This is a genomic window from Micromonospora sp. NPDC049201, from assembly GCF_055586805.1.
The window spans coordinates 311,586-332,578 of record NZ_JBVJHM010000001.1 but is presented as its reverse complement, the minus strand read 5'-3'; the positions used below and the strand labels follow the sequence as shown (position 1 = coordinate 332,578).

Below are 20,993 nucleotides of genomic sequence, written 5' to 3'. Positions count from 1 at the left end.
CGTCGGGTGGACGTACTAGCGCACCGTCCACCGCTGGTTGGCGGCGGCGGTGCAGGTCCACTGGATCACGGTGGTGCCGTTGGCGGTGGCGGCGCCGTTGACGTCCAGGCAGAGGCCGGACTGCTGGTTGCGGATGGTGCCGTCGCTGTTACGGGTCCACCGCTGGTTGGCGGCGCCGGTGCAGTCCCAGATCTGCGCCTTCGTGCCCGCGCCGGCGTTGGCCGGCGAGTCCAGACACTTGCCCAACGCCTGGATGGCGTCCCCGCTGAACGTCCACCGCTGGTTGGCGGCGCCGTTGCAGTCCCAGATCACCGGCTGGGTGCCGTTGGCGGTGTTGCTCTGCGGCACGTCCAGGCAGCGGCCGGAGGCGGCGCTGACGAGCGCCCCGCCGGTGGTCGGGGGCGGGGTGCCGGTGCCGCCGCCGCTGACCCGGTAGACGACCGTGCCGTGCCCCGGGACAGTGGCCGAGATGGCGCCGGAGGTGGTGCTGGTCGCGTTGGTCCACGCGTCCAGCAGGGTGAACGACGTGCCGGTCTTGCCGATGGCGGCGGCGGTGGTGGAGATCGTCGTGCTGGCGCTGCCCTGGTTGAACAGGGCGACCGCGACGTCACCGTTGGCCAACCGCTTGGCCAGCACCCGACGGGTGCCGTCGAACGACACCTGACCCGCCTGCAACGCCAGCGGATCCTGGCTGATGCCGATCAGGTTCGCGTTCTTCAGGATCGTCTGCGTGGCCGCGGTCATGTTGCGCAGGTCGTTGCCGGCGATCAGCGGCGACGCCATCACCGCCCACAGCGCGAAGTGACTGCGCATCTCCGTGTCGGTCATCCCACCGCGACCGACCTCCAACATGTCCATGTCGTTGAACGCGCCCGGCTTCGCCCGCCCCGCCAACGGCACCGTCACGTCGACGATGTTCTGGATGCCCATCGGGTAGCCGTTGGTCTGACCGGTGTTCCACGCGTTGGTGATGTCCTCCGTGGTCCGCCACATGTTCGCCACGTCACCCCAGTCCCGCTGCGGACCGGTCTTCGAGTGGACGCTGTTCGAGTTGATGCTGTAGACGATCGGCCGGCCGGTGGCGGCGAGGGCGTCGCGCATGATGTTGAACACGCGTACCTGGTCGTCGATCGTGCCGCTCGGCGAGCACCAGTCGTACTTGAGGTAGTCCACCCCCCAGGCCGCGAACTGACGGGCGTCCTGGGCCTCGTGCCCCTGGGCCCCGGTCGAGCCGGGATAACTGTTGAAGTACTGCGCGCACGTCTCGGTCAGCGGGCCCTGGTAGATGCCGAACTTCAACCCCCGGCCATGGATGTAGTCACCGAGGGCCTTCATCCCCGACGGGAACCGACTCGGATCACCCTGGAGATTCCCCGCCGAGTCCCGGTTCTGGTTCATCCAACAGTCATCCACCACCACGTACTGGTAGCCGGCGTCCCGCATCCCCGAACTGACCATCGCGTCGGTCATCTGCCGGATCAACGTCTCGTTGATGTTGCAACCGAACGTGTTCCAACTGTTCCAACCCATCGGTGGCGTCCGCGCCGCGCCGTTCTCCAGCGCCGAGGCCGTGGACGGGCGCAGGCCGACCAGGGCGCCGGCCAGCAGCAGTCCGGCCGCCAGGACGGCGGTGGCCCGGCGGCGGGCCGAGCTGAGGTGTCTCATCGGTGATCCTCTCCGCGACGGTGGTACGCCCGCCGCAGGCTTGTCCGGTGGTGGTCAGGACAGCGCGCGGGCCGGGCGCGGATGCGCGCCCGGCCCGCGCCTGTCACGGGGTGGTCAGGTCGAACCGGCGGACGGTGGCCGCGCCGCCGAGCGCCTGGGTCGCGTAGTTGAAGATTCCGAAGCGGTAGCCCATGAAGAACTGCCAGGCGTTGTTCAACGTCAGCGCGTTGCCCAGCGGGACGAAGTTCGTCCCGTCGGTGCTGTAGGAGAAGGTCGCCTGCCGCCCGCTGCCCGGTCTGATGTCGGCCTTGGCCCGCAGCCAGATCCGACCACCGCTGACCGCCGCGCCGGCGATCTCGGTGCCGGTGTTCGTGGTGCGCCAACCGCTGTCCATGGTCAGGTTGTTGGTCATCACCACCCTTGTCGCGCCGTTGTCCCGGCGTACGCCGATCCAGGCCGACGAGTCCCGCAGCATGGCCAGCCCGGTGCGGTCGCCGTCGCGCATCGTCGAGTAGTCCAGTTCGATGGTCGCCGTCGAGGTCGGTCCCTGGATCCGCCGCGTCACCGTGTTGCGCGCGCTGTAGAGGTCGTTGGTGACGGTCGCCGTCTGCAACCGCAGTCCGTCACCGACCGACCACCTGGTGTTGTCCGGGTTGTGGTTCCATTCCCACAGGTGACTCAGCGTGGTGCCGGTGAACGTGTCCGCGCCGGTCATCGGTTGCACCGGGCGGGTCGGCAGCGGCGACGGGTAGGAGCTGCCCCAACCGCCGTTGACGGTCTGGATCTGGGGCCAGCCGTCGCTGGTCCAGGTGATCGGGGCGAGGGCGGGCACGCGACCGCCGGGGTACGCGTCCACGAACGCCATGTAGTACCACTGGCCGTTCTGCGTCTGCACCAGGCCGCCCTGGTGCGGCACGCCACCGCCGGCGATCGGGCCGGGCATGTTGAGCAGCACCTGCCGCGTCTCGTACGGCCCCCACGGGCTGGTGGAGCGCAGGATGTACTGACCGTTGGCGGGCCGGGTGACGAAGATGTAGTAGTAGCCGTTGCGCTTGTAGAAGCGGGAGCCCTCCAGCGTGCCGATGGACGAGGGCGTGGTGTAGACCTGCTGTGTGCGCACCTGGCTCAGGCCGTCCGCGGACAGTTGCGCGACGCTCAGGGTGCTGTTGCCGTAGGCGACGTACATGGTGTCGTTGTCGTCGATGAGCAGGCCGGCGTCGTAGTAGCAGTTGTTGATCTCGGAGCGCTTCTGCCAGGTGCCGCTGACCGAGGTCGAGGTGTACACGTACGACTTGTTGAAGTCGATGCACCCGATCCAGTAGAACGTGCCGTTGCTGCTGCGGTAGTTCAACGTCGAGGCCCAGATGCCGTTGACGTACGCGCGGGCGCCGTTGAGGTCGTACTTGGTGCCGAAGTCCAGCCGGGGCACCGAGTGCCCGGCGATCTCCCAGTTGACCAGGTCGTAGGAGCGCAGCACCGGCGCGCCCGGCGAGTAGTGCATGGTCGACGAGGACATGTAGTAGGTGTCGCCGACGCGGATGATGTCGACGTCGGCGAAGTCCTGCCAGACCACCGGGTTGGTGTACGTCGACCCGCCCGGGGTGCCGCTGTCGCCGAGCTTGACCAACTGCCACTGCTGGTTGTTGCCGCCCCAGTCGCTGTACTGCACCACGTTCGCGCCGTCCGCGGTCGAGGCGTTCTGCACCTCGACCGCCTTGCTGGAGTGCCGGGCGATCAGCCGCACGTAGCCGCCGGCGGAGTCGGCGAGCCGGAACTGCTGGTTGGTGGCGTTGTTGTCCGACCACTGGACGATGCCGGCCCCGTCGGCGGTCGAGACGCCGGAGACGTCCAGCACCTTGCCCGAGTGACGCGACCGCAGCCGGTAGTAGCCGCCGCCGGAGTCGACGAACTGCCACTGCTGCCAGGCGCCGTCGTTGCGGGACCACTGGGTGATCCGGGCCCCGTCGTTGGTCGCCTGGTTGTACACGTCGAGCGCCTTGCCGCTGTTGCGGTTGACCAGCACGTACCACGCGTTGGTGTCGACGGTCGCCGCCGACGCGCCGGACGGCGTCACCGCGACGATGCCGGCGCCGAGCAGCACCGCCAGCGTCGCGGCCACGACGCGCGACCACCGGCCGCCACGTCCCACCCGGGCCGCGAGTCTATCGATTCGCACCATGCTCCTCCTTCGTTCGGGCCGGCGCGCGGTGCGAGGACGACGGACAGCTCAGTCTGTTAGCGCTAACATGCGAGCTGTCACGCGAGAGGGGTGCGCGCCCGGGCCGGGCGGGCACTCCGGACCGCCGACGTTGCGCCACGATTCCGGAGATGCACACATCGACTGTGAGCGATAACACGGCGGACGTCAAGTCGTCACAATCATCGATGCCGCCGGGTGGGCGAATGCGTGGTCGGCCGGCGCAGACCGGCGGGCCGACAGGCTCCCGGGGGCGGCCCGCCGGCGGGGTACGTCAATGTAATGTTGACAGATGACGCCGGAGCTGGCACACCTGTCCGAGATCGGTGCCGCCCGGGCCCGGTTGGACGAGCGGGAGCTGGAGCTGATCGACCGGGCCCGGCACGACGGCGCGACCTGGGCCGAGATCGCCGACGCGTTGGGGTTGAGCAGCCGGCAGGCTGCCGAGCAACGCCGGCAACGGCTCGTGGCGGCCCGCCGGTCCCGGCTCGGACGGCTCGACCGGGCCTGGTCGGCCGAGGTGGTGGCGCTGCGGGCCGCCGTCTCCGAGCTGCACCGCTGGATCGCGGCGGACCGGGCGTGGGACAGCCGGTTCCGCCGCGCCGCGCTGGTACGCGCCACCACCGCGTCCGCCCTCGACGCCGAGCCGGGGCCGTTGTATGCGCTGGCCGCGTACCTCATGGCGGACCTGGCCGGCGTCGGACCGCGACTGCCCGCGCCGGCCCGCGGCGCGGCGGACCGCATCATCGCCGCACTGTCAACGAAGGATTGACGTTGCCGGGCGGCATTGCCGCTCCCCCACTCAAGAAATGAGGATGTGAGTCTTCCCCGCTCAATGTTGGAGGGCTCCTGCGCCGCAACGCCGCGCTGTTCGTGGCCATCTCGCTGCTGTCCGGCCTCGGTGGCAGCGCCATGGCCCTGGTCGCCGGCATCTGGGTGCTGGACCTCACCGGCTCCACCGGGCAGGCCGCGCTCGCCGGGCTCTGCGGGTACGTGCCGGTGCTGGCCGGACCGTGGCTCGGCGGGCTGCTGGACCGGGCGCCCCGGCGACCGCTTGTCATCGGCGTCAACCTGGCGCTGGCCGCGGTCCTGCTCTGCCTGCTCGCGGTGCGCGGACCGGACCAGACCTGGCTGATCTTCGTGGTCGCCGCCGCCTACGGGGTCAGCTACGTGCTGATCGACGCCGGCGAGACGGCGCTGCTGCCGGCGGCGCTGTCCCCGGCGCAGCTCGCCGACGTCAACGGCTGGCGGTCCAGCGCCCAGGAGGGCATGAAGCTGGTGGCGCCGCTGGCCGGCGCGGGACTCTACGCGTGGCGGGGCGGCTACCCGGTGGCCGTGCTCAGCGCCGCCGCGCCGGTGCTCGTCGCGCTCCTCTACGCCGCGCTGCGCCTACCCGCCACCGGCGGCGTCCCGGCCACTGCCGAGCCGCCGACGTCGCCGTCCGACCCGACGGCGGGACGCCCGCCCGGTCTGCGGGCCGGGCTCGCCGCCCTCCTCGGCCGGCGCGCGGTGCGCGTACCGGTGACACTCGCCGCCGTGTCGATCGCGATGTCCGGCTTCACCACCGCCGCGCTCTACACCGTGGTGACCACGGAACTGGCCCTGCCGTCGACGTTCCTCGGCGTGCTGGCCAGCGCGCAGGGCGGCGGGTCGGTGCTCGCCGGCCTGGCCGTGGGGCGACTCGTCGACAGGTGGGGCGCGGTCGCGGTCGGCGTCGCCGGCACGGCGCTGTTCGCCGCCGGCTGCCTGGGTCGGTGCCTGCCCTGGTCGCCGGCGACCGTCGCCGCCTCGGCGGTGATCGGCGTCGGTCTGCCGTGGACGCTCGTCGCCGCCGTCACCGCGGTCCAGACGCACACGCCGCCGGCGCTGCTCGGCCGAATCTCCGGCACCGCGAACACGCTGATGTTCGGGCCGATCACGCTGGCCATCCCGCTCGGCTCGGCGGCCGTACGCCTCGGCGGCCGGCCGCCACTCGTCGCCGCCGCGGTGACCTGCCTGGTCGTGGCGCTGCTGGTGGTTGCCGGACGCGGGCAGCCACCTCACGAGGCGTCGGACACCGACCGGCGGGCCAGGTGGCGGATCAGCCACGTTCGGGAGCGGAGCGGCACCTTCCGGTAGACGTTGCCGGGGTGGTACCCGACGGGCGCCAGCTCGCCGGCCAGCCGGACCAGCCCCTTCGGCCAGGACGTGCGCGCCGGCTCCTCCGCCGACGGCGCCACCGTCCGGGTCTACCACTGCACCGGGTTCGACAATTCGGCCCAGGTCCGGTCGTTCTCGCCGGCCTGAGCGGTGGGCGCGGCCCGTCCCCGAGGTGCGGGGGCGGGCCGCGCCGTGCGCGGTCAGCGCCAGGTGTCGGTGGCGGTGCGGGTGCCGCCGGCCGGCGTGGTGAAGCTCCGGTTCGCACCGGACTCCCAGGTCACCGAGCCGTCCGGGTTCTTCTTGACGTACTTGTACTCGACCGCGGTGTTCGGCGGCAGGTCGACAGTGGCCCGCCAGACCGGGTAGGTGGCCGGGGAGAGCGCGACCGCGTTGGCCGGGTTCCACCCGCCCAGCGCCGCCACGTTGCCGACCACGAACACGTTCTGGCCGTAGGCCGTGGTCGCGGTGACCGCGAACGAGGTGGCCACCGCCGTCGAGACGGTGTCGCCGCGGAACGTCTCGGTCACCGCGTACGTGCCGGCGGCCGGCGTGGTGAAGCTCCGGTTCGCGCCGGTCTCCCAGGTCACCGCGCCGGCGGCGGTCACCTTGACGAACTTGTACTCCACCGCGGTCGACCGGGGCAGGTCGACGGTGGCACGGTAGGCGCCGCCGCCCTGCGCGGTGAGCCGGACGCCGTTGGCCGGCGTCCACGACCCCAGCTCGGGGACGCTGCCGACGACGTACACGTCCTGGCCGGCGCTCGGGGTCGCGCTCACGGTGAACGTGGTGGCGACCCGGTCGGTGGGGCTGGTGGTCGGGCTGGCCGTGGGCGACACCGTCGGCGAGGCGGTCGGGGAGGCGGTCGGCGACGGGCTCGTGCCGGGCCGCGCGCCGACGTGGACCGCGACCGCGCCGTTGGCCGGGACGGTCACGGTGGCCCGGCCGCCGGAGACGGTCACCGTGGCACCGGTGCAGCCGGCGGCGGTGGCGCCGCCCGTGATGACGTCGCAGTACCGCCCGTCGGCCAGGCCGGTGGTGAATGTGGCGGTGGTGGCGGTGCCGGAGTCGTTGATACCGATCCACGCCCGGTCGCCCCGGTGGAAGCCGACCACGTTGCTGTTCACGGTGGTGAAGTCCGAGACCGTCTTCACCGGGCGGGCCGCGTTGGCCCAGCCGACCATGCCCTTGATGCCGACGCTGCGGGTCAGACAGTTCCAGGCCGCGCCGCAGACCGTGTCGGTGACACGCCCGGTGCCGTCGCTCGGCGGCGACTGGTTCCGGTTGGACCAGGTGAAGCTGTCGTAGACCGACGGCTTGCCGTGCGGGTACGCCAGCGCGAAGTAGTTGGCGAGCACGTAGTCGCTGCCGTTCTGGTACGACAGCACCACCCCGTCGCGCTCCAGGTCGTGGTTGGTGACCATGGCGAAGACGTTGGCGCTGGGCGCGTCGAGGTTCCAGTTCGGCACGTTGGCCAGCGAGGAGATGGAATCCAGGAACGCCGAGCGGATGCCCTTGGCGTACCCGAAGTCGAGCACGTCGCCGTTGCCGATGAACGCCCGGGCCTGCAACGCCGGGTTGCTGGCGCCGTCGAAGATCTCCTGCGCGACGTACGGACGGCGGCCCTCCGCCACGGTGTTGTTCAGCTTGCCGAGGATCGCGGCGAAGTCGTCCTTCCTGACGTGCTTGACCGCGTCCACCCGGAAGCCGTCGACGCCGAGGCCGATCAGGTCGTTCAGGTAGCCGGCGATCTTGCCGCGGACCACGTCCTTCTCGGTGTAGAGATCCGACAGGGACAGCAGCTCACAGCTCGTCACCTGGGACTCGTTGTTCCAGTCGCTGATGCCGCCGGAGGTCGGGCAGTTGTCCCCCGGCCGGTGGAAGTCCCCGCTGCCGTAGGGCACCGCCGGATAGCTGTAGCCGCTGAACTCGGTGCCGGCGTACCCGCGCGTGCCGGCCGGGTTGTTGGTCCCGGCCATGTGGTTGACCACCGCGTCCACGTAGACCCGGACGCCGGCGGCGTGGCAGGCGGTGACCATGGCGGCAAACTGCTGCCGGTTGCCGAACCGGCTGTCCAGCCTGTACGACACCGGCTGGTACACCTCGTACCAGGGGTGCGCGCCGTCGGGGCTGTTCGGCAGGCTGACCGACTCCTGCGGTGGGGCCACCTGCACCGCGCCGTAGCCGGCGGGGCCGAGGTGGTCGGTGCAGGCGGCGGCGACCGAGGGCCAGTTCCACTCCCAGAGGTTGGCGGTCACCTCGCTGTCGTTGAGGACGGTGGCGGCGCGGGCGGGGGTGGCGGTGGTGGCAGCGGCGACGACCGCCGTCCCGCCGGTCGCGACGAGCGCGGCGGCGAGCAACAGGCGAGCGACGCGACCACGCGGGTGTGGCCTGGGGGATTCCATGGCAGGGGTACCTCTTCCGGGGTGCTCGAAAGGGTGCGCGGGGGTGGACGGCCATCCGGGTAGCGAACACCATGCGGGATTCATGAAAGTCTTTGCAATACCTTGCGGCAAACTTTTCGAAACCGGTCCGCAACATCGACCGCCCCGAGACGCCCACGAGCAGGCCAAACGCGCCCCTGACGGGCCCGCGTCCGGATGGCAAGAATTCCAACGCTGTGGGACCAACGGCACGACCGTTGACCGGGGCCGGCATGATCGGGGGCAGCCACACCGCCGCCCGCACCCCGAAGGGACCCGTCATGGCACACGCCCCGACCACGCCCGCCCGCGGACCGGCCCGGCGGCTGCTGCCCGCGCTGGCGGGGCTCGCGCTGCTGGCCGCGCCCACCGGCTGCGGCGGCGCGGCCGAACCGGTGAGCGGCCCGACGAGCACCGGCTCGGCCGGCACCTCCGCGCCGACGCGCCCGTCGACCGACCCGAGCCGGGACGGCGGCACGACAGTGGACGGACGCACCGTCCCCGCGGTGGCGCCCGGACTCGGCTTTCCCGACGGCAGCAAGGTCGACACCGTGTTCGGCGACCCGTCCTCGGCGACGGTGATCCTGACCGCTCCCCCGCCGGAGCAGGTGCTCACCCACTACCGTCAGGCCGGTCCGGCGGCCGGGTACCCGGTGGGCACCGACACCGCCGGGACGCTGCACCTCGCCGGACGCGGCTGGACCGTCACGGTCGTCACCAGCTCCCGGGACACCACCGTCACCTTCGCCCACACGCAACCGGCCGGGACGACCGCGCCGCCGCCGCAGGACGACACCGAGGTCGCGCTGACCGGCCGGGACCTGGGCGTGACGAACCTGCCGTTCAACTTCCGCTTCCCGCCGGGCAGCCGGCTGCGCGACCTCTCCGACACCACCGCCGGCGCGCGGCTCACCCTGGTCGAGCCCGCCCCGGAGCGGGTGCTCGCGTTCTACCGCGACCACCTGCCCCGGGGCTTCTTCGACGTCACCGGCGACCGCACCGTCGACGGGACCACCACCATCACGTTCGACAAGGACGACGGCGAGTGGACCGGCACCATCGAGGCGACCGGCGACCGGGTCACCGTCACCACCGTCCACCACCGGTAGCCCGGATCCGCCGGGCGCCGACCACGTTGAGCGCCACGCCCCACAGCAGTGCCGCGCTCGCCCACCGCGCCCACCCCGGGCCCCCGGCTGATTCGGCGAGCACCGCCCGCAGGGCCGCGTACGGGGTGAGCCAGTCGCGGACCCCGGCCAGCGGGGTCAGCAGCGCGTACGCGCCGAGCGGCAGCGCGATCGTCGCCAGGCAGGCCCACGCCGGCCGTCCGATCAGGAGCCCCAGCCCGGTCCCGACGAGCTGCGCGAGAACCTGCACCAGCACGCCCGCCACGGCGATCGCGCCGACGTGCGCCCACGGTTCCGGCGCGGTGGACCCGGCCGCGGCCAGCGCGGCGACGGAGAGGGCGTCGCCGGCCAGCCCCACGACCACGGCGATCGACACCGCCGCGACGATCGTGGGCCGCACGCCCACGCCGGGGCGGCGGCGGAGATCGTTCGCGAGCAGCACACCCACGAACGGCAGCGGGACGGAGACGGCCCCGTGGACCAGCTCGCCGACCGTGGCGACGGTGCGCTCGCCGGATGGGAGCCCGGCCGTGAGCGCCGCGGCGGCGAGTCCCACGCCGATCGTCACCGCCAGGAGGACCCGCCGGCCCCGTGTCCCGACCGCCCGCCGCAGCGCCTGCGCGACCGCCCCGTCTCCGACCATGTCACCCTCCCGCTCGGTACTCCGACCGGGACGACGATCGCCGATGGAGCCGCCGGGCCGCACGGGCCGGAGGATCCGGCCGCGCCCCTACTTTGGTAGCTACCGTCCACCGCCGAAACGCCTAGGCTGCGGGCATGGCCGCCGCGCTGATCGCCCTGCTCGTGCCGGACCCGCCAGGTGGTCGGGCGACCGTGCGGGACCGCGTCGCCGACGCCGTGGCGGCCACCGTGGCGCTCGGGTACGGGCTGACGATGCTGCGGATCGGCGACGCGACCGCGGCCGGCGCGGCGATCCCGTGGCCGGTCGACGTGCTGCTCGGGGTGCTCTGCGCCGTTCCGTTGGCGATGCGGCGACGACGCTCGTTGGCGGTGCTGCTCGCCCTGCTCCCGTTCGGCGCGATCTCGGTGACGGCGACCGGGCCGATCCTGGTGGCGCTGTTCACCGCGGCGATCCGACACCGGGCCCGGCTGCTGTTCACGTTGGGCGCGGCGCACGTCGGCACCGGCGTGGGCTACTTCCTGCTCCAGGGCGATCCGCCGTATCCGGTCTGGGTGGACGTCGTCCTCCGCGCGGTGACCGGCGCGGCGGCGATCGGCTGGGGCCAGTTCGTGCAGGCCTACCGGCGGCTCACCGCCTCGCTGCGCGCACACGCGGCGCGGTTGCAGGCCGAGCAGCACCTGCGCGTCGAGCAGGCACGGCTCACCGAACGGGCCCGGATCGCCCGCGAGATGCACGACGTGCTGGCGCACCGGATGTCGCTGATCAGCCTGCACGCGGGCGCGCTGGAGGTGCGTGTCGACGCGCGACCCGACGAGATCGCGGTCGCGGCCGGGGCGATCCGGTCCAGCGCGCACGAGGCCTTGGCGGAGCTGCGGGCCGTCGTCGGCGTGGCGGGCCGGCCCGAGCCGCCGCAACCCGGGCTCACCGACGTGCCCGACCTGGTGGCCAGCGCCCGCGAGGCGGGGATGCGCGTCGAGTTCGCCGACGAGGTGGCCGGCGACGAGCCACCGACGATGGTGGGGCGGACGGTCTACCGGATCGCGCAGGAGGCGCTGACCAACGCGAGCAGGCACGGCAGCGACGCGAGCGCGACGATCCGGCTGACCGGCCGGGTCGGCGAGGGGCTGCGCATCGTCGTGGCCAATCCCCATCCGGGTACCGGCGGGCGTGCCGGCCGGCCCGGCGGGATGGGCCTGGTCGGCATCGACGAACGGGTGGCGATGGCCGGCGGGCGGGTGCGGTACGGCGCGGAGGGCGGGGAGTACCGGATCGAGGCCTGGCTGCCGTGGCCAGCCTGACCGACGCACCCGACGGACCGTCCGCCACCGCCTCGGACCCCGGCCGGCGGCCGATCCGGCTGGCTGTCGTGGACGACGACCCGCTGGTCCGCTCCGGGCTGCGCATCCTCGTCGGCGGATCGCCCGACATCGAGGTGGTCGCCGAGGCGGCCGACGGCGCGCAGGCCGTGTCGATGGCGCACGCGCACTGGCCGGACGTGATCCTCATGGACGTCCGGATGCCCCGCGTCGACGGGCTCACCGCCACCCGGCGCATCCGGTCCCGTCCGGGCGCACCGGAGATCATCGTGCTGACCACGTTCAACGCCGACGAGTACGTGCTCGACGCGCTGCGCGGCGGCGCGTGCGGGTTCCTGCTCAAGGACACCCCGCCCCGGGAGATCCTCGCCGCGGTCCGCACCGTCGCCCGGGGTGCGGCGATCCTCTCCCCCGCCGCGGTCCGTCGACTTGTCGACCACATCGCGGACCCGGCCGCGGGGATCCGTCGGGCCCGTGCGCGGGACCGGCTGGCCGCCCTCACCGACCGGGAACGGGACGTGGTGGTGCTCGTCGGCGAGGGCCGGTCGAACGCGGAGATCGCCGCCGGGCTGGGCATGAGCGTGCCGACCGTGAAGGGCCACGTGTCGCGGCTGCTGGCCAAGCTCGACCTGAACAACCGGGTGCAGCTCGCCCTGCTGGTGCACGACGCCGACCTCGCCTGAGCGTCGGCTGCGCCGCGCCGAGGAGTCACCGGGCGGGATACGTGAGAGCGTGGCGCCGGGAAAAGCTCTGGGCGGCCGGACGTGCTTCCCGCATGATCGGCTCGTGGAGACCTACCTGGAGACCGAGCGCCTGCTGCTGCGCCGGTTCACCGCCGACGACGCGGAACTGCTCATCGAGTTGGACAGCGACCCGGCGGTGATGCGCCATCTGACCGGTGGCAGGCCGACCGCGCCGGAGACCATCCGCGAGCGCTCCCTGCCGAACATCCTGGCCGGCTACCAGAAGTGGAACGGCGACCTCGGGCTGTTCGCCGCACACGAGAAGGACGGCAGCGCGTTCGTCGGCTGGTTCATCCTGCGTCCGGCGCCCCAGGGCCCGCTCGACGACGTCGAACTCGGCTACCGGCTGCGGCGGGCGGCCTGGGGCAACGGCTACGCCACCGAGGGCTCACGGGCGCTGCTGGGCAAGGCGTTCACGGAGCTCGGGGTGCGCCGGGTCTGGGCGGACACGATGGCGGTGAACCAGGGTTCGCGCCGCATCATGGAGAAGCTCGGCATGACACTCGTGCGGAGCTTCCCCACCCCCGCCGACATCGGGGTGATCGAAGGCGCCGAGCACGGCGGCGTGGTCTACGAGATCACCAGGGAACGGTGGGGGCGGCAGTAGCCGCCTGCCGGCCGGAAGACCGGACGAGCCCCGGCCGATCCGTGACGGATCGACCGGGGCTCGCCGGTGCGCGCGGATCAGGCCAGGTCGAACCGGTCCAGCTCCATCACCTTGGTCCAGGCGGCGACGAAGTCGGTCACGAACTTCTCGCGGGCGTCCTCGCTGGCGTAGACCTCGGCCAGCGCCCGGAGCTGCGAGTTCGAGCCGAAGACGAGGTCGACCGCGGTGGCGGTCCACTTCACCTGGTCGGTCGCCACGTCCCGGATCTCGTACACGTGCTCCTCGGACTCCGACGCCTTCCACCGGGTGCCCGGGGAGAGCAGGTTGGCGAAGAAGTCGTTGGTGAGCACACCCGGCCGGTCGGTGAGCACACCGTGCGCCGCGCCACCCACGTTGTTGCCGAGGGCGCGCAGACCGCCGACGAGGACGGTCATCTCCGGCGCGGTCAGGCTGAGCATGTACGCGCGGTCGACGAGCAGGACCTCCGGCTCGGTCTTCTCGCCCGGCCGCAGGTAGTTGCGGAACCCGTCGGCACGCGGCTCCATCACCCGGAACGACTCGACGTCGGTCTGCTCCTGGGTGGCGTCGGCGCGACCCGGGTGGAACGGCACCGTCACCTCGACGCCGGCGTCCCGCGCCGCCTTCTCGACCGCGGCCGAGCCGGCCAGCACGATCAGGTCCGCGAGCGAGATCTGGGCGCCGCCGGCGGCGTTGAACTCCCGCTGGACGCCCTCCAGGGTCGCCAGCACGGTCGCGAGCTGCTCGGGCTGGTTGACCTCCCAGTTGCGCTGCGGCTCCAGCCGGATCCGCGCGCCGTTGGCGCCACCGCGCTTGTCGGTCGAGCGGTAGCTCGCGGCCGAGGCCCAGGCGGTGGAGACGAGCTGCGCGGTGGTCAGGCCGGAGTCGAGCACCTTGGCCTTCAGCGCGGCGACGTCGGCGTCACCGACCAGTTCGCGCTCGGCAGCCGGCACCGGGTCCTGCCAGAGCTGGGCCTCCGGCACCCACGGACCGAGGAAGCGGCTGACCGGGCCCATGTCGCGGTGCAGCAGCTTGTACCACGCCTTGGCGAACGCCAGCGCGAACTCGTCCGGGTGCTCCAGGAAGCGGCGCGAGATCTTCTCGTACGCCGGGTCGACGCGCAGCGACAGGTCGGTCGTCAGCATCGTCGGCTTGTGCTTCCTGGCCGGGTCGTGGGCGTCCGGGATGATCTCCTCGGCGTCCTTGGCGACCCACTGCTTCGCCCCGCCCGGGCTGGTGGTGAGCTCCCACTCGTAGCCGAACAGGATCTCGAAGAAGCGGTTGCTCCACTCGGTCGGCCGGTCGGTCCACGTCACCTCGAGGCCGCTGGTGATGGTGTCCCCGCCCTTGCCGCTGCCGTGCGTGCTCAGCCAGCCCAGGCCCTGGTTCTCCAGCGGGGCGCCCTCGGGCTCCGGACCGACGTGGTCGTCGGCGACGCCGGCGCCGTGGGTCTTGCCGAACGTGTGGCCACCGGCGATGAGCGCGACGGTCTCCTCGTCGTTCATCGCCATCCGGCGGAACGTCTCGCGGATGAAGTGCGCCGCCGCGGCCGGGTCCGCGTTGCCGCGGGGACCCTCCGGGTTGACGTAGATGAGGCCCATCTCGGTCGCGCCGACGCCGGCCGCCATCTCCTTCTCGGAGGCGTAGCGCTCGTCACCGAGCCAGGTGTCCTCCGGGCCCCAGAAGATCTCCTCGGGCTCCCAGACGTCCTCGCGGCCGAAGCCGAAGCCGAACGTCTTGAAGCCCATCGACTCCAGGGCCACGTTGCCGGCCAGCACCAGCAGGTCGGCCCAGGAGATCTTCTGGCCGTACTTCTGCTTCACCGGCCAGAGCAGCCGGCGGGCCTTGTCCAGGTTGGCGTTGTCCGGCCAGCTGTTCAGCGGGGCGAACCGCTGGCCGCCGTCGCCGGCGCCACCACGGCCATCCTCGATACGGTAGGTGCCCGCCGCGTGCCAGCTCATCCGGATCATCAGGCCGCCGTAGTGGCCGAAGTCGGCCGGCCACCACTCCTGCGAGGTGGTGAGCACCTGGGTGATGTCCCGCTTGAGGGCCTCGACGTCGAGCTTGGCGAACTCCTTGGCGTAGCTGAAGTCGGCCCCCAGCGGGTTGCCCTTCTCCGAGTGGGCGTGCAGCACCGACAGGTCGAGCTGGTTGGGCCACCAGTCCCGGTTGCTGCGCGGGCGACCACCGGTCTTCGGGGTCGGCGAGTCGATCGCCGGGTTCTCGCTCTCGCTGCCGTGCGCGGTCACGGAGTCGTGCGCGACCGGGCAGCCGGCCGCCTCCTTGGCGTCCACGCCCTGGGCGCTGACGGGCCCGTTGTCCTGGGTCTCGCTCATCTGTTTCCTTCCGAACTGGCGGATGACTGGCCGAACTCGCGGATCACTGGGCGGTGCGGGCGGTCGCACAGTCGGGGCAGGTGCCCCAGTAGACGACCTCCGCCTCGTCGACCACGAAGCCGTGGTCGTCGGAGGCGGTGAGACAGGGGGCGTGACCGACGGCGCACTCCACGTCGGCGATCGTGCCGCACGAGCGGCAGACGACGTGGTGGTGGTTGTCTCCCACCCGCGACTCGTAGCGGGCGACGGCGCCGGCCGGCTGGATGCGTCGCACCAGACCGGCGTCGGTGAGCGCGCGGAGCACGTCGTAGACGGCCTGGTGGGAGACGGTCGGCTGGTCCGCCCGGACCAGCGCGATCACGGTGTCGGTGTCGACGTGCGGATGGTCCCGCAGCGCGGCGAGCACCGCCAGGCGGGGTCGGGTCACGCGCAACGAGACCGCCCGCAACTGGGTCTCGAAGTCGGACGTCATGCCCGCAACCCTAGTCCAGTCTTCTGGAATGAATCAAGTTTCCGCCCCGGCGTGTCGGCCGGCACACGCGACGACGGGGCGCCGCGAACGCGGCGCCCCGTCGGGCGGGAGATCGGCTCAGGCGGCCGAGCAGCTCGCCGTCGGCGTGTTGCTGTTGCCGTTCTTGTAGAGCGTGATGCCGAAGTTGTTGCCGTTGCCGTTCGGGCGCGCGGTGAGCGTACCGCTGGTGCCGCTCACCGACGCGTTCCAGCTGTTCTGGAGCGTCTGACCACCCTGGGTCTGGATGTTGACCGTCCAGTTGCTGCTACCGCTGACCGAGAACGTCACGTTGAACCGGTCGCTCCAGTCCTCGGCCCGGCTGACACTGACCGTGCAACCGCCGTTGTTCGGCGGCGGGGTGGTCGGGTTGGTGCCGGTGCCGCCGATCGTGATGTTGGAGTTGCCGCTGCTCTGGTAGCCCTCGGTGGCCAGGATCTGGTAGTCGTGGCTGCCCAGGTTCATGCCGGAGCGGGCCCAGGCGTCGAAGTGGTTGCCGGCGGTGATCGTGCCACCGACCCGCTTCGACTGCCGCACGCTCCAGTACTGGTAGAACGTCCGGGTGCCCTCGATCGAGGGCGCGTTGACGCGCTGGGTCCGGTAGATGTCGTACGTGCCGCCGTCCGAGGTCACCGTGCCCATGAAGCCGCTGCCCGGCGGGCGCCAACTGCCCCAGCTGTCGACGATGTAGTACTCGACGAGCGGGTTGCGGGTCCACCCGTAGAGGGTGAGGTACGCGTTGCCGGACGGGTTGAAGCTGCCGGAGTAGCTGACCGTCCGGCGCCCGCCGGGGTTCCAGCCCTTCCCGGCGACGAAGTTGTTGATGCCGCTCCACTGGGTGCTGTACTGGCCACCGTTCCCCATGGTCATGGAGACGTTGCCGCTGTCCTTCCAGAACGAGTAGAAGTAGCCGTTGTTCGTGCCGGTGGAGTTCGACGTGACGGTCTGGTCGGCGTAGGCGGGACCGGACAGGACCGCGGTGGTCCCGGCGGCGGCGAGCGCCACGGCGCAGGCGCCGCCGAGGAGCATCCTGAGGCGTCCGCGCCTGCGGCTGCCCGAGCGGACGGGGGCGTCGTTCATGGGCGTGTTCCCTCCCTGTGGTGGCGGGCACGCGGCCGGCGGGTGGCAGCACCACCGCCGACCGACGGACATCGACCGTCATCGAGGCGAGTCGATGGCCACAGTATTGGAGCCGCCCCTTCACAGTGTCAACAACTTCCGGAAACATCATGGAAACCGGCGGCGGCGTGCGACATCCCGCCGCAGCCCCGTGATTGCTGCTCAGCACCATTTTGAAGCGCTTCGACAGCCCGCCTCAAACGACGCCGCCCATGACCCAGCGGGGCCCGCCGAAGCCCGAAACCCGAAACTTTCGGAGACTTTCCGGACCGCCACACCGGCCCCGCCACCCCCTCCACCCCGACGCCCGCCCCGCTGTTTCACGGAAATAGTGGCCATTCGAGCGCCGATGAGCCCGCTTCCCGTGAAACAGCGGGGTGCGGGGTACGCCTCGCCCCCGGTTTCGTTGAACCTTATGGTTCAGTGTTTTAAGGTGAACCCTGTGGTTCAGCAAGAGACTCTCAATCGGGTGTTCGCCAGCCTGGCCGACCCCACACGGCGCGACATCCTCGTCCGGCTCGGCGCGGGCCCGGCCACCATCAGCGAACTCACCGAACCGACCGGGATGAGCCTCACCGGCATGAAGAAGCACGTCCAGGCGCTGGAGAACGCCGGGCTCGTGGTGACCCGGAAGGTCGGCCGGTCCCGGCAGTGCCGGCTCGCCGACGCCCCACTGGACGACGCGATGGCCTGGCTCGCCTTCTACCAGCGGCTCTGGGCGCGTCGCCTGGACGGCCTCGACGCCTACCTCACGCTCCGGCCCGAACCGAGCAGCCGGCCCGAACCGAGCAGCCGGCCCGAACCCGAGCAGCCGGACCCGACACGACCCGAAGGACCGTGACACATGACGACCGACCTGACCGTGACCCGACAGCTCCCCGCCTCCCCGGAGGAGGTCTTCGACGCCTACACCGACGCCGAGAAGCAGAGGACCTGGTTCGGCATCCTGGACACCGAGCCCGGCATCGTCGAGATCGAGGTCGACCTCCGGGTCGGCGGCAGACAGACCGCGGTGTGGGGCCCCTCCCCGGACGCGCTGTTCCGTGAGACGCAGACCTTCCTGGAGATCGACCGGCCGCGCCGGCTGGTCACCGAGTCCACCGGGAGCAGCCCCGACGGCGCCACCATGACCACCCGCATCGAGGTGACGTTCGAGGAGAAGGACGGCGGCACCCTGATGACCGTGGTGCAGTCCGGCTTCCCCACGCCGGAGCTGCGCGACTTCTTCGCCGGAGAGGCGTGGACCGGAGCGTTCGACCGCATCGAGGCGTACCTGGCGCGCGGGCGGGGGCGCGCGGATGGGGACGGCTGACCGCCGGCGGGGCGGCCGTCAGGAGTCGGACCCGGCCGCCGCCCGCAGGGCGTCCCGCGCGCCGCGGGGCGCACGGCCGAGGAGTTCGCCGAGCAGCGGGTCGACGCCGGCGAAGAAGCCGTCCCGCGCGGCCCGGTAGAAGCCGAGCAGGAAACGCGTCCGCTGCTCCGGCACCCCGGCCGCGACCTGCGCGGCGATCCAGTCCGCCTCGTCCACCGGTCGGCACCGGATGGTCCGCCCCGCCAACTCGGACGCGATCTCGGCGATCTCGACGAAGGTCGGGGCCGCGGACGCGGTCAGGGTCGTCGGGCCGTCGTACCCGCCGTCGGAGGCGAGGATCGTCGCGGCGGCCTCGGCGGCGTCCTCGCGGGCGGTCCAGGACACCGGCCCGTCGCCGGGTACGGCGATCACCCCGGTCTCGCGCCAGGGGCCGGCGAACCACGGAAGGCTGTGGGCGTAGAACCCGTTGCGCAGCGAGGTCCAGGCGATCCCGGAGGCCGCCAGGAGCTGCTCGGTGGCGAAGTGGCTCCGTCCGGGGGCGAACGGGTTGTCCGGCGCGGCGGCCTGGTGACTGGTGTAGACGATCCGCTTCACCCCGGCGGCGACCGCGGCGTCGACCGCCGCGCGGTGCAGGGCGGTCACGTCCTCGACCGGGTCGTTGGAGGAGACGAGCAGCAACTGGTCGGCGCCGGCGAACGCCGCCGGCAGGGAGGCGGGATCGGCGTAGTCGCCACGCCGGACCTCGACGCCGCGCCGCGCGAAGCGCTCCGCCTTCGCGGTGTCGCGCACGGCGACCACGATCTCGCTCGCCGGCAGCCGGTCGAGCAGGTGGTCCACGGTGGCGCCGTTGAGGGCGCCGGTCGCCCCGGTGACAATAATCATTGATTCGCCTTTCATGTTACCAATGGAAACACGACGACCGTAGCCGCCCGGATCGTCGATAGCAAGCTGGTGTTATCGTTGATTCATGAGCGATGGCGTCAAGAGTCGGGCGGACACCCGGGCGGCGATCGTCGACGCCGCCGCGTGGCTGTTGCACAGCGGCGGGCCCGGTGCCGTGACGACCCGGGGCGTCGCGGAGCGGGCCGGCGTGCAGGCCCCGACCATCTACCGCCTGTTCGGCGACAAGGACGGCCTGCTGGAGGCGGTCGCCGAGCGGGTACTGGCCACGTTCGTCGCGGACAAGGCCGTCGCCGTGGCGGCGGCCACGGCGGCGGACGCCGACCCCCTCGACGACCTGCGGGCGAGCTGGCGCCGACAGATCGAGTTCGGGCTCGGCAACCCGGCCGTGTTCCGCCTGCTGAACGACCCGGAACGCGTGGCCGGCTCACCGGCGGCCCGCCTGGGCAGGCAGATCCTTCAGACACGTGTGCACCGACTGGCGGCGGTCGGCCGGCTCCGGGTCCCCGAGCCGCACGCGGTCGACCTGATCCACGCCGCGGGCGTCGGCACGATCCAGACACTGCTCGCGACTCCGCCGGAGCAACGGGATCCCACCCTCGCCGACGCGATGATCGACGCCGTCCTGGGCCGGATCCTGACCGACGCCCCGGCCGAGGCGCCGGACGGCTCCCGCGCCACGGCCGTCGCCCTGCGGGCCCTCGCGCCGCACCTGCCGATGTTCAGCGACGCCGAACGCCACCTGCTGGTGGAGTGGCTCGACCGCATCACGACGGCGGCCGGGAGGTAGCGCGCGTACCCCGCCTCGTTCGTCAGCCCGGCGTGCCGCAGCCGTCCGCGCGCACCCCGGCGAGCATGTCGGCGGTGGTGTGCGCCCGGACGTCCGGCGGCGCGCCGCCGGCGTGTCGCGCCACCACGGCCCGGACGTGGCGCTCGGCGGGGTCGGCCAGGCCGTCGTAGACGGCCGCGAACAGGTCCCGGGCCGCCTGTCGCGGCCAGCCGGCCGGCAGGAGTTCCAGCGGCAGGTGCGGGTCGAGCGTCGGGAACCGCCGGTAGGTGTCCATCACCTCGGTGCGCGCCCGCACCGCCGCCGCGCCGTCGACCGAGCCGGTCCGCGCCGCCAGCGGCGTCCACCGGCGCAGAAACTCCTGGTACTGCCCGCGGATCGCGCCGACGTCCCAGGCCTCGATGGGCGCGCGCCCGCCGGCCGCCTCCAGCGCCGCGTGTCGGCCCCGGAACACCGTGACGACGCCGAGGGTGAGCTGGGCCAGCCGCGCCCGGGCCGGCGGCGTCAGCTCGTTCGGCGAGATCCACAACCCGTCGTACAGGGGTGCGTAGCCGAGCCAGCGGAGCTGACCGCGCAGCGCCCGACGCTGCGCGCTGTGTTCCTGCGGCAGCGAGAACGCGACGATCGTCCAGCATCCGTCCCACGGCGTCGCGGCCGTGGTGGAGGTGAGGATCCAGTTCCCCCCGGCGGAGAGGTCGGCGGCCACGGTGGGGCTCAGCCGGTAGGAGCTGTGGCGACCGTGCCGGCTGCGCTCCAGCACACCACGGCGGGCCAGCCGGCTGATCGCGGTGCGGGCGCCGGCGCTGGTCACCCCGGCCTCCGCGAGCAGCGCCACGATCGCGGCGGAGGGAAGCGCCGCCCGGGTACGCAGGGTGTAGTCCGCCAGGAGCGTCACCGCGACGCCCTGCGGCGCCGGGCCGGACTGTCGCCGGGGCAGGCGCACCGACGGCTCGTCCGGATAGATCTCCTCGATGTCGAACGCGCTGGCCACGGGCGCTCCGGACTCGGCTCGGGGACGGGACCTCGACTGTAGACGGATCATCCCCGGGCCATACACATCGTGATACGTCGATTGACACTTCCGGGACCGGCGGGAACACTATCTGCTACCCGACACGGAGCCGGGCAGGGCGCACCACCGACGACCTCAACCTGC

At 72.2% G+C, this 20,993-nt stretch carries 19 protein-coding genes; 10 read left to right on the top strand and 9 right to left on the bottom strand.

Annotated elements, in window-relative coordinates:
• Positions 1-15: 15 nt before the first annotated feature.
• Positions 16-1,665 carry a glycoside hydrolase family 27 protein gene (locus tag ACZ6O5_RS01280; protein ID WP_465973924.1) on the bottom strand — a complete coding sequence of 550 codons (1,650 nt, stop codon included), beginning with the start codon at positions 1,663-1,665 and terminating at the stop codon, positions 16-18.
• Positions 1,666-1,768: 103 nt separating this feature from the next.
• Complete coding sequence (locus ACZ6O5_RS01275) at positions 1,769-3,844, bottom strand: family 43 glycosylhydrolase (RefSeq protein ID WP_465973923.1); 2,076 nt, start codon at positions 3,842-3,844, stop codon at positions 1,769-1,771.
• Between the two features lie 310 nt (positions 3,845-4,154).
• On the opposite strand from ACZ6O5_RS01275, the gene ACZ6O5_RS01270 reads away from it, so the two are divergent.
• The 3 genes from ACZ6O5_RS01270 (at position 4,155) to ACZ6O5_RS01260 (ending at position 6,148) form a co-directional block, all read left to right on the top strand.
• On the top strand, positions 4,155-4,634 hold the full coding sequence (locus ACZ6O5_RS01270; protein WP_465973922.1) for a hypothetical protein: 480 nt from the start codon (positions 4,155-4,157) through the stop codon (positions 4,632-4,634).
• A gap of 77 nt (positions 4,635-4,711) precedes the next feature.
• A complete protein-coding gene (locus ACZ6O5_RS01265) occupies positions 4,712-5,980 on the top strand; it encodes an MFS transporter (RefSeq protein ID WP_465974317.1) in 1,269 nt (422 codons plus the stop codon).
• Positions 5,981-5,983: 3 nt separating this feature from the next.
• A complete protein-coding gene (locus ACZ6O5_RS01260) occupies positions 5,984-6,148 on the top strand; it encodes a hypothetical protein (protein WP_465973921.1) in 165 nt (54 codons plus the stop codon).
• Positions 6,149-6,201: 53 nt separating this feature from the next.
• On the opposite strand, the gene ACZ6O5_RS01255 is transcribed toward ACZ6O5_RS01260, so the two are convergent.
• Positions 6,202-8,403 (bottom strand): carbohydrate-binding module family 20 domain-containing protein, encoded by a 2,202-nt coding sequence (locus tag ACZ6O5_RS01255; RefSeq protein ID WP_465973920.1) that lies wholly within the window; start codon positions 8,401-8,403, stop codon positions 6,202-6,204.
• A 299-nt stretch (positions 8,404-8,702) separates the two neighbouring features.
• On the opposite strand from ACZ6O5_RS01255, the gene ACZ6O5_RS01250 reads away from it, so the two are divergent.
• A complete protein-coding gene (locus ACZ6O5_RS01250; RefSeq protein ID WP_465973919.1) occupies positions 8,703-9,530 on the top strand; it encodes a hypothetical protein in 828 nt (275 codons plus the stop codon).
• Here the strand turns inward: ACZ6O5_RS01250 and ACZ6O5_RS01245 are convergent.
• Entirely contained in the window at positions 9,508-10,191 is a 684-nt protein-coding gene (locus tag ACZ6O5_RS01245; RefSeq protein ID WP_465973918.1) for a hypothetical protein, read from the bottom strand. The two genes, ACZ6O5_RS01250 and ACZ6O5_RS01245, sit on opposite strands and share 23 nt — an antisense overlap.
• 134 nt (positions 10,192-10,325) lie before the next feature.
• On the opposite strand from ACZ6O5_RS01245, the gene ACZ6O5_RS01240 reads away from it, so the two are divergent.
• From ACZ6O5_RS01240 to ACZ6O5_RS01230, 3 genes are all read left to right on the top strand, one after another.
• Positions 10,326-11,489, top strand: coding sequence for a sensor histidine kinase (locus tag ACZ6O5_RS01240; protein ID WP_465973917.1), 1,164 nt, complete (start codon positions 10,326-10,328; stop codon positions 11,487-11,489).
• The gene (locus tag ACZ6O5_RS01235; protein WP_465974316.1) at positions 11,468-12,190 is read left to right on the top strand and encodes a response regulator; all 723 of its coding nucleotides are present in this window, start codon (positions 11,468-11,470) and stop codon (positions 12,188-12,190) included. The genes ACZ6O5_RS01240 and ACZ6O5_RS01235 overlap by 22 nt, the downstream gene beginning before the upstream one ends.
• 103 nt (positions 12,191-12,293) lie before the next feature.
• Positions 12,294-12,857 (top strand): GNAT family N-acetyltransferase, encoded by a 564-nt coding sequence (locus ACZ6O5_RS01230; protein ID WP_465973916.1) that lies wholly within the window; start codon positions 12,294-12,296, stop codon positions 12,855-12,857.
• A gap of 77 nt (positions 12,858-12,934) precedes the next feature.
• On the opposite strand, the gene katG is transcribed toward ACZ6O5_RS01230, so the two are convergent.
• The 3 genes from katG to ACZ6O5_RS01215 form a co-directional block, all read right to left on the bottom strand.
• Positions 12,935-15,211, bottom strand: a complete 2,277-nt coding sequence (gene katG / locus ACZ6O5_RS01225) for a catalase/peroxidase HPI (RefSeq protein ID WP_465973915.1) — start codon at positions 15,209-15,211, stop codon at positions 12,935-12,937.
• Positions 15,212-15,254: 43 nt separating this feature from the next.
• Positions 15,255-15,683 (bottom strand): Fur family transcriptional regulator, encoded by a 429-nt coding sequence (locus ACZ6O5_RS01220; protein ID WP_465973914.1) that lies wholly within the window; start codon positions 15,681-15,683, stop codon positions 15,255-15,257.
• Positions 15,684-15,800: 117 nt separating this feature from the next.
• Positions 15,801-16,799 (bottom strand): glycoside hydrolase family 11 protein, encoded by a 999-nt coding sequence (locus ACZ6O5_RS01215; protein ID WP_465973913.1) that lies wholly within the window; start codon positions 16,797-16,799, stop codon positions 15,801-15,803.
• Between the two features lie 481 nt (positions 16,800-17,280).
• Here ACZ6O5_RS01215 and ACZ6O5_RS01210 point away from each other — a divergent pair, with 481 nt between their 5' ends.
• Both ACZ6O5_RS01210 and ACZ6O5_RS01205 read left to right on the top strand, forming a co-directional pair.
• Entirely contained in the window at positions 17,281-17,679 is a 399-nt protein-coding gene (locus tag ACZ6O5_RS01210; protein ID WP_465973912.1) for an ArsR/SmtB family transcription factor, read from the top strand.
• Between the two features lie 3 nt (positions 17,680-17,682).
• Positions 17,683-18,150 (top strand): SRPBCC family protein, encoded by a 468-nt coding sequence (locus ACZ6O5_RS01205; protein ID WP_465973911.1) that lies wholly within the window; start codon positions 17,683-17,685, stop codon positions 18,148-18,150.
• Between the two features lie 18 nt (positions 18,151-18,168).
• Here the strand turns inward: ACZ6O5_RS01205 and ACZ6O5_RS01200 are convergent, their stop codons facing one another.
• Entirely contained in the window at positions 18,169-19,032 is an 864-nt protein-coding gene (locus ACZ6O5_RS01200; RefSeq protein ID WP_465973910.1) for an NmrA family NAD(P)-binding protein, read from the bottom strand.
• An 85-nt stretch (positions 19,033-19,117) separates the two neighbouring features.
• Between ACZ6O5_RS01200 and ACZ6O5_RS01195 the strand changes: the two genes are divergently transcribed.
• The gene (locus ACZ6O5_RS01195) at positions 19,118-19,840 is read left to right on the top strand and encodes a TetR/AcrR family transcriptional regulator (RefSeq protein ID WP_465973909.1); all 723 of its coding nucleotides are present in this window, start codon (positions 19,118-19,120) and stop codon (positions 19,838-19,840) included.
• Positions 19,841-19,862: 22 nt separating this feature from the next.
• On the opposite strand, the gene ACZ6O5_RS01190 is transcribed toward ACZ6O5_RS01195, so the two are convergent.
• Positions 19,863-20,828 (bottom strand): PaaX family transcriptional regulator, encoded by a 966-nt coding sequence (locus ACZ6O5_RS01190; protein ID WP_465973908.1) that lies wholly within the window; start codon positions 20,826-20,828, stop codon positions 19,863-19,865.
• Positions 20,829-20,993 lie beyond the last annotated feature (165 nt).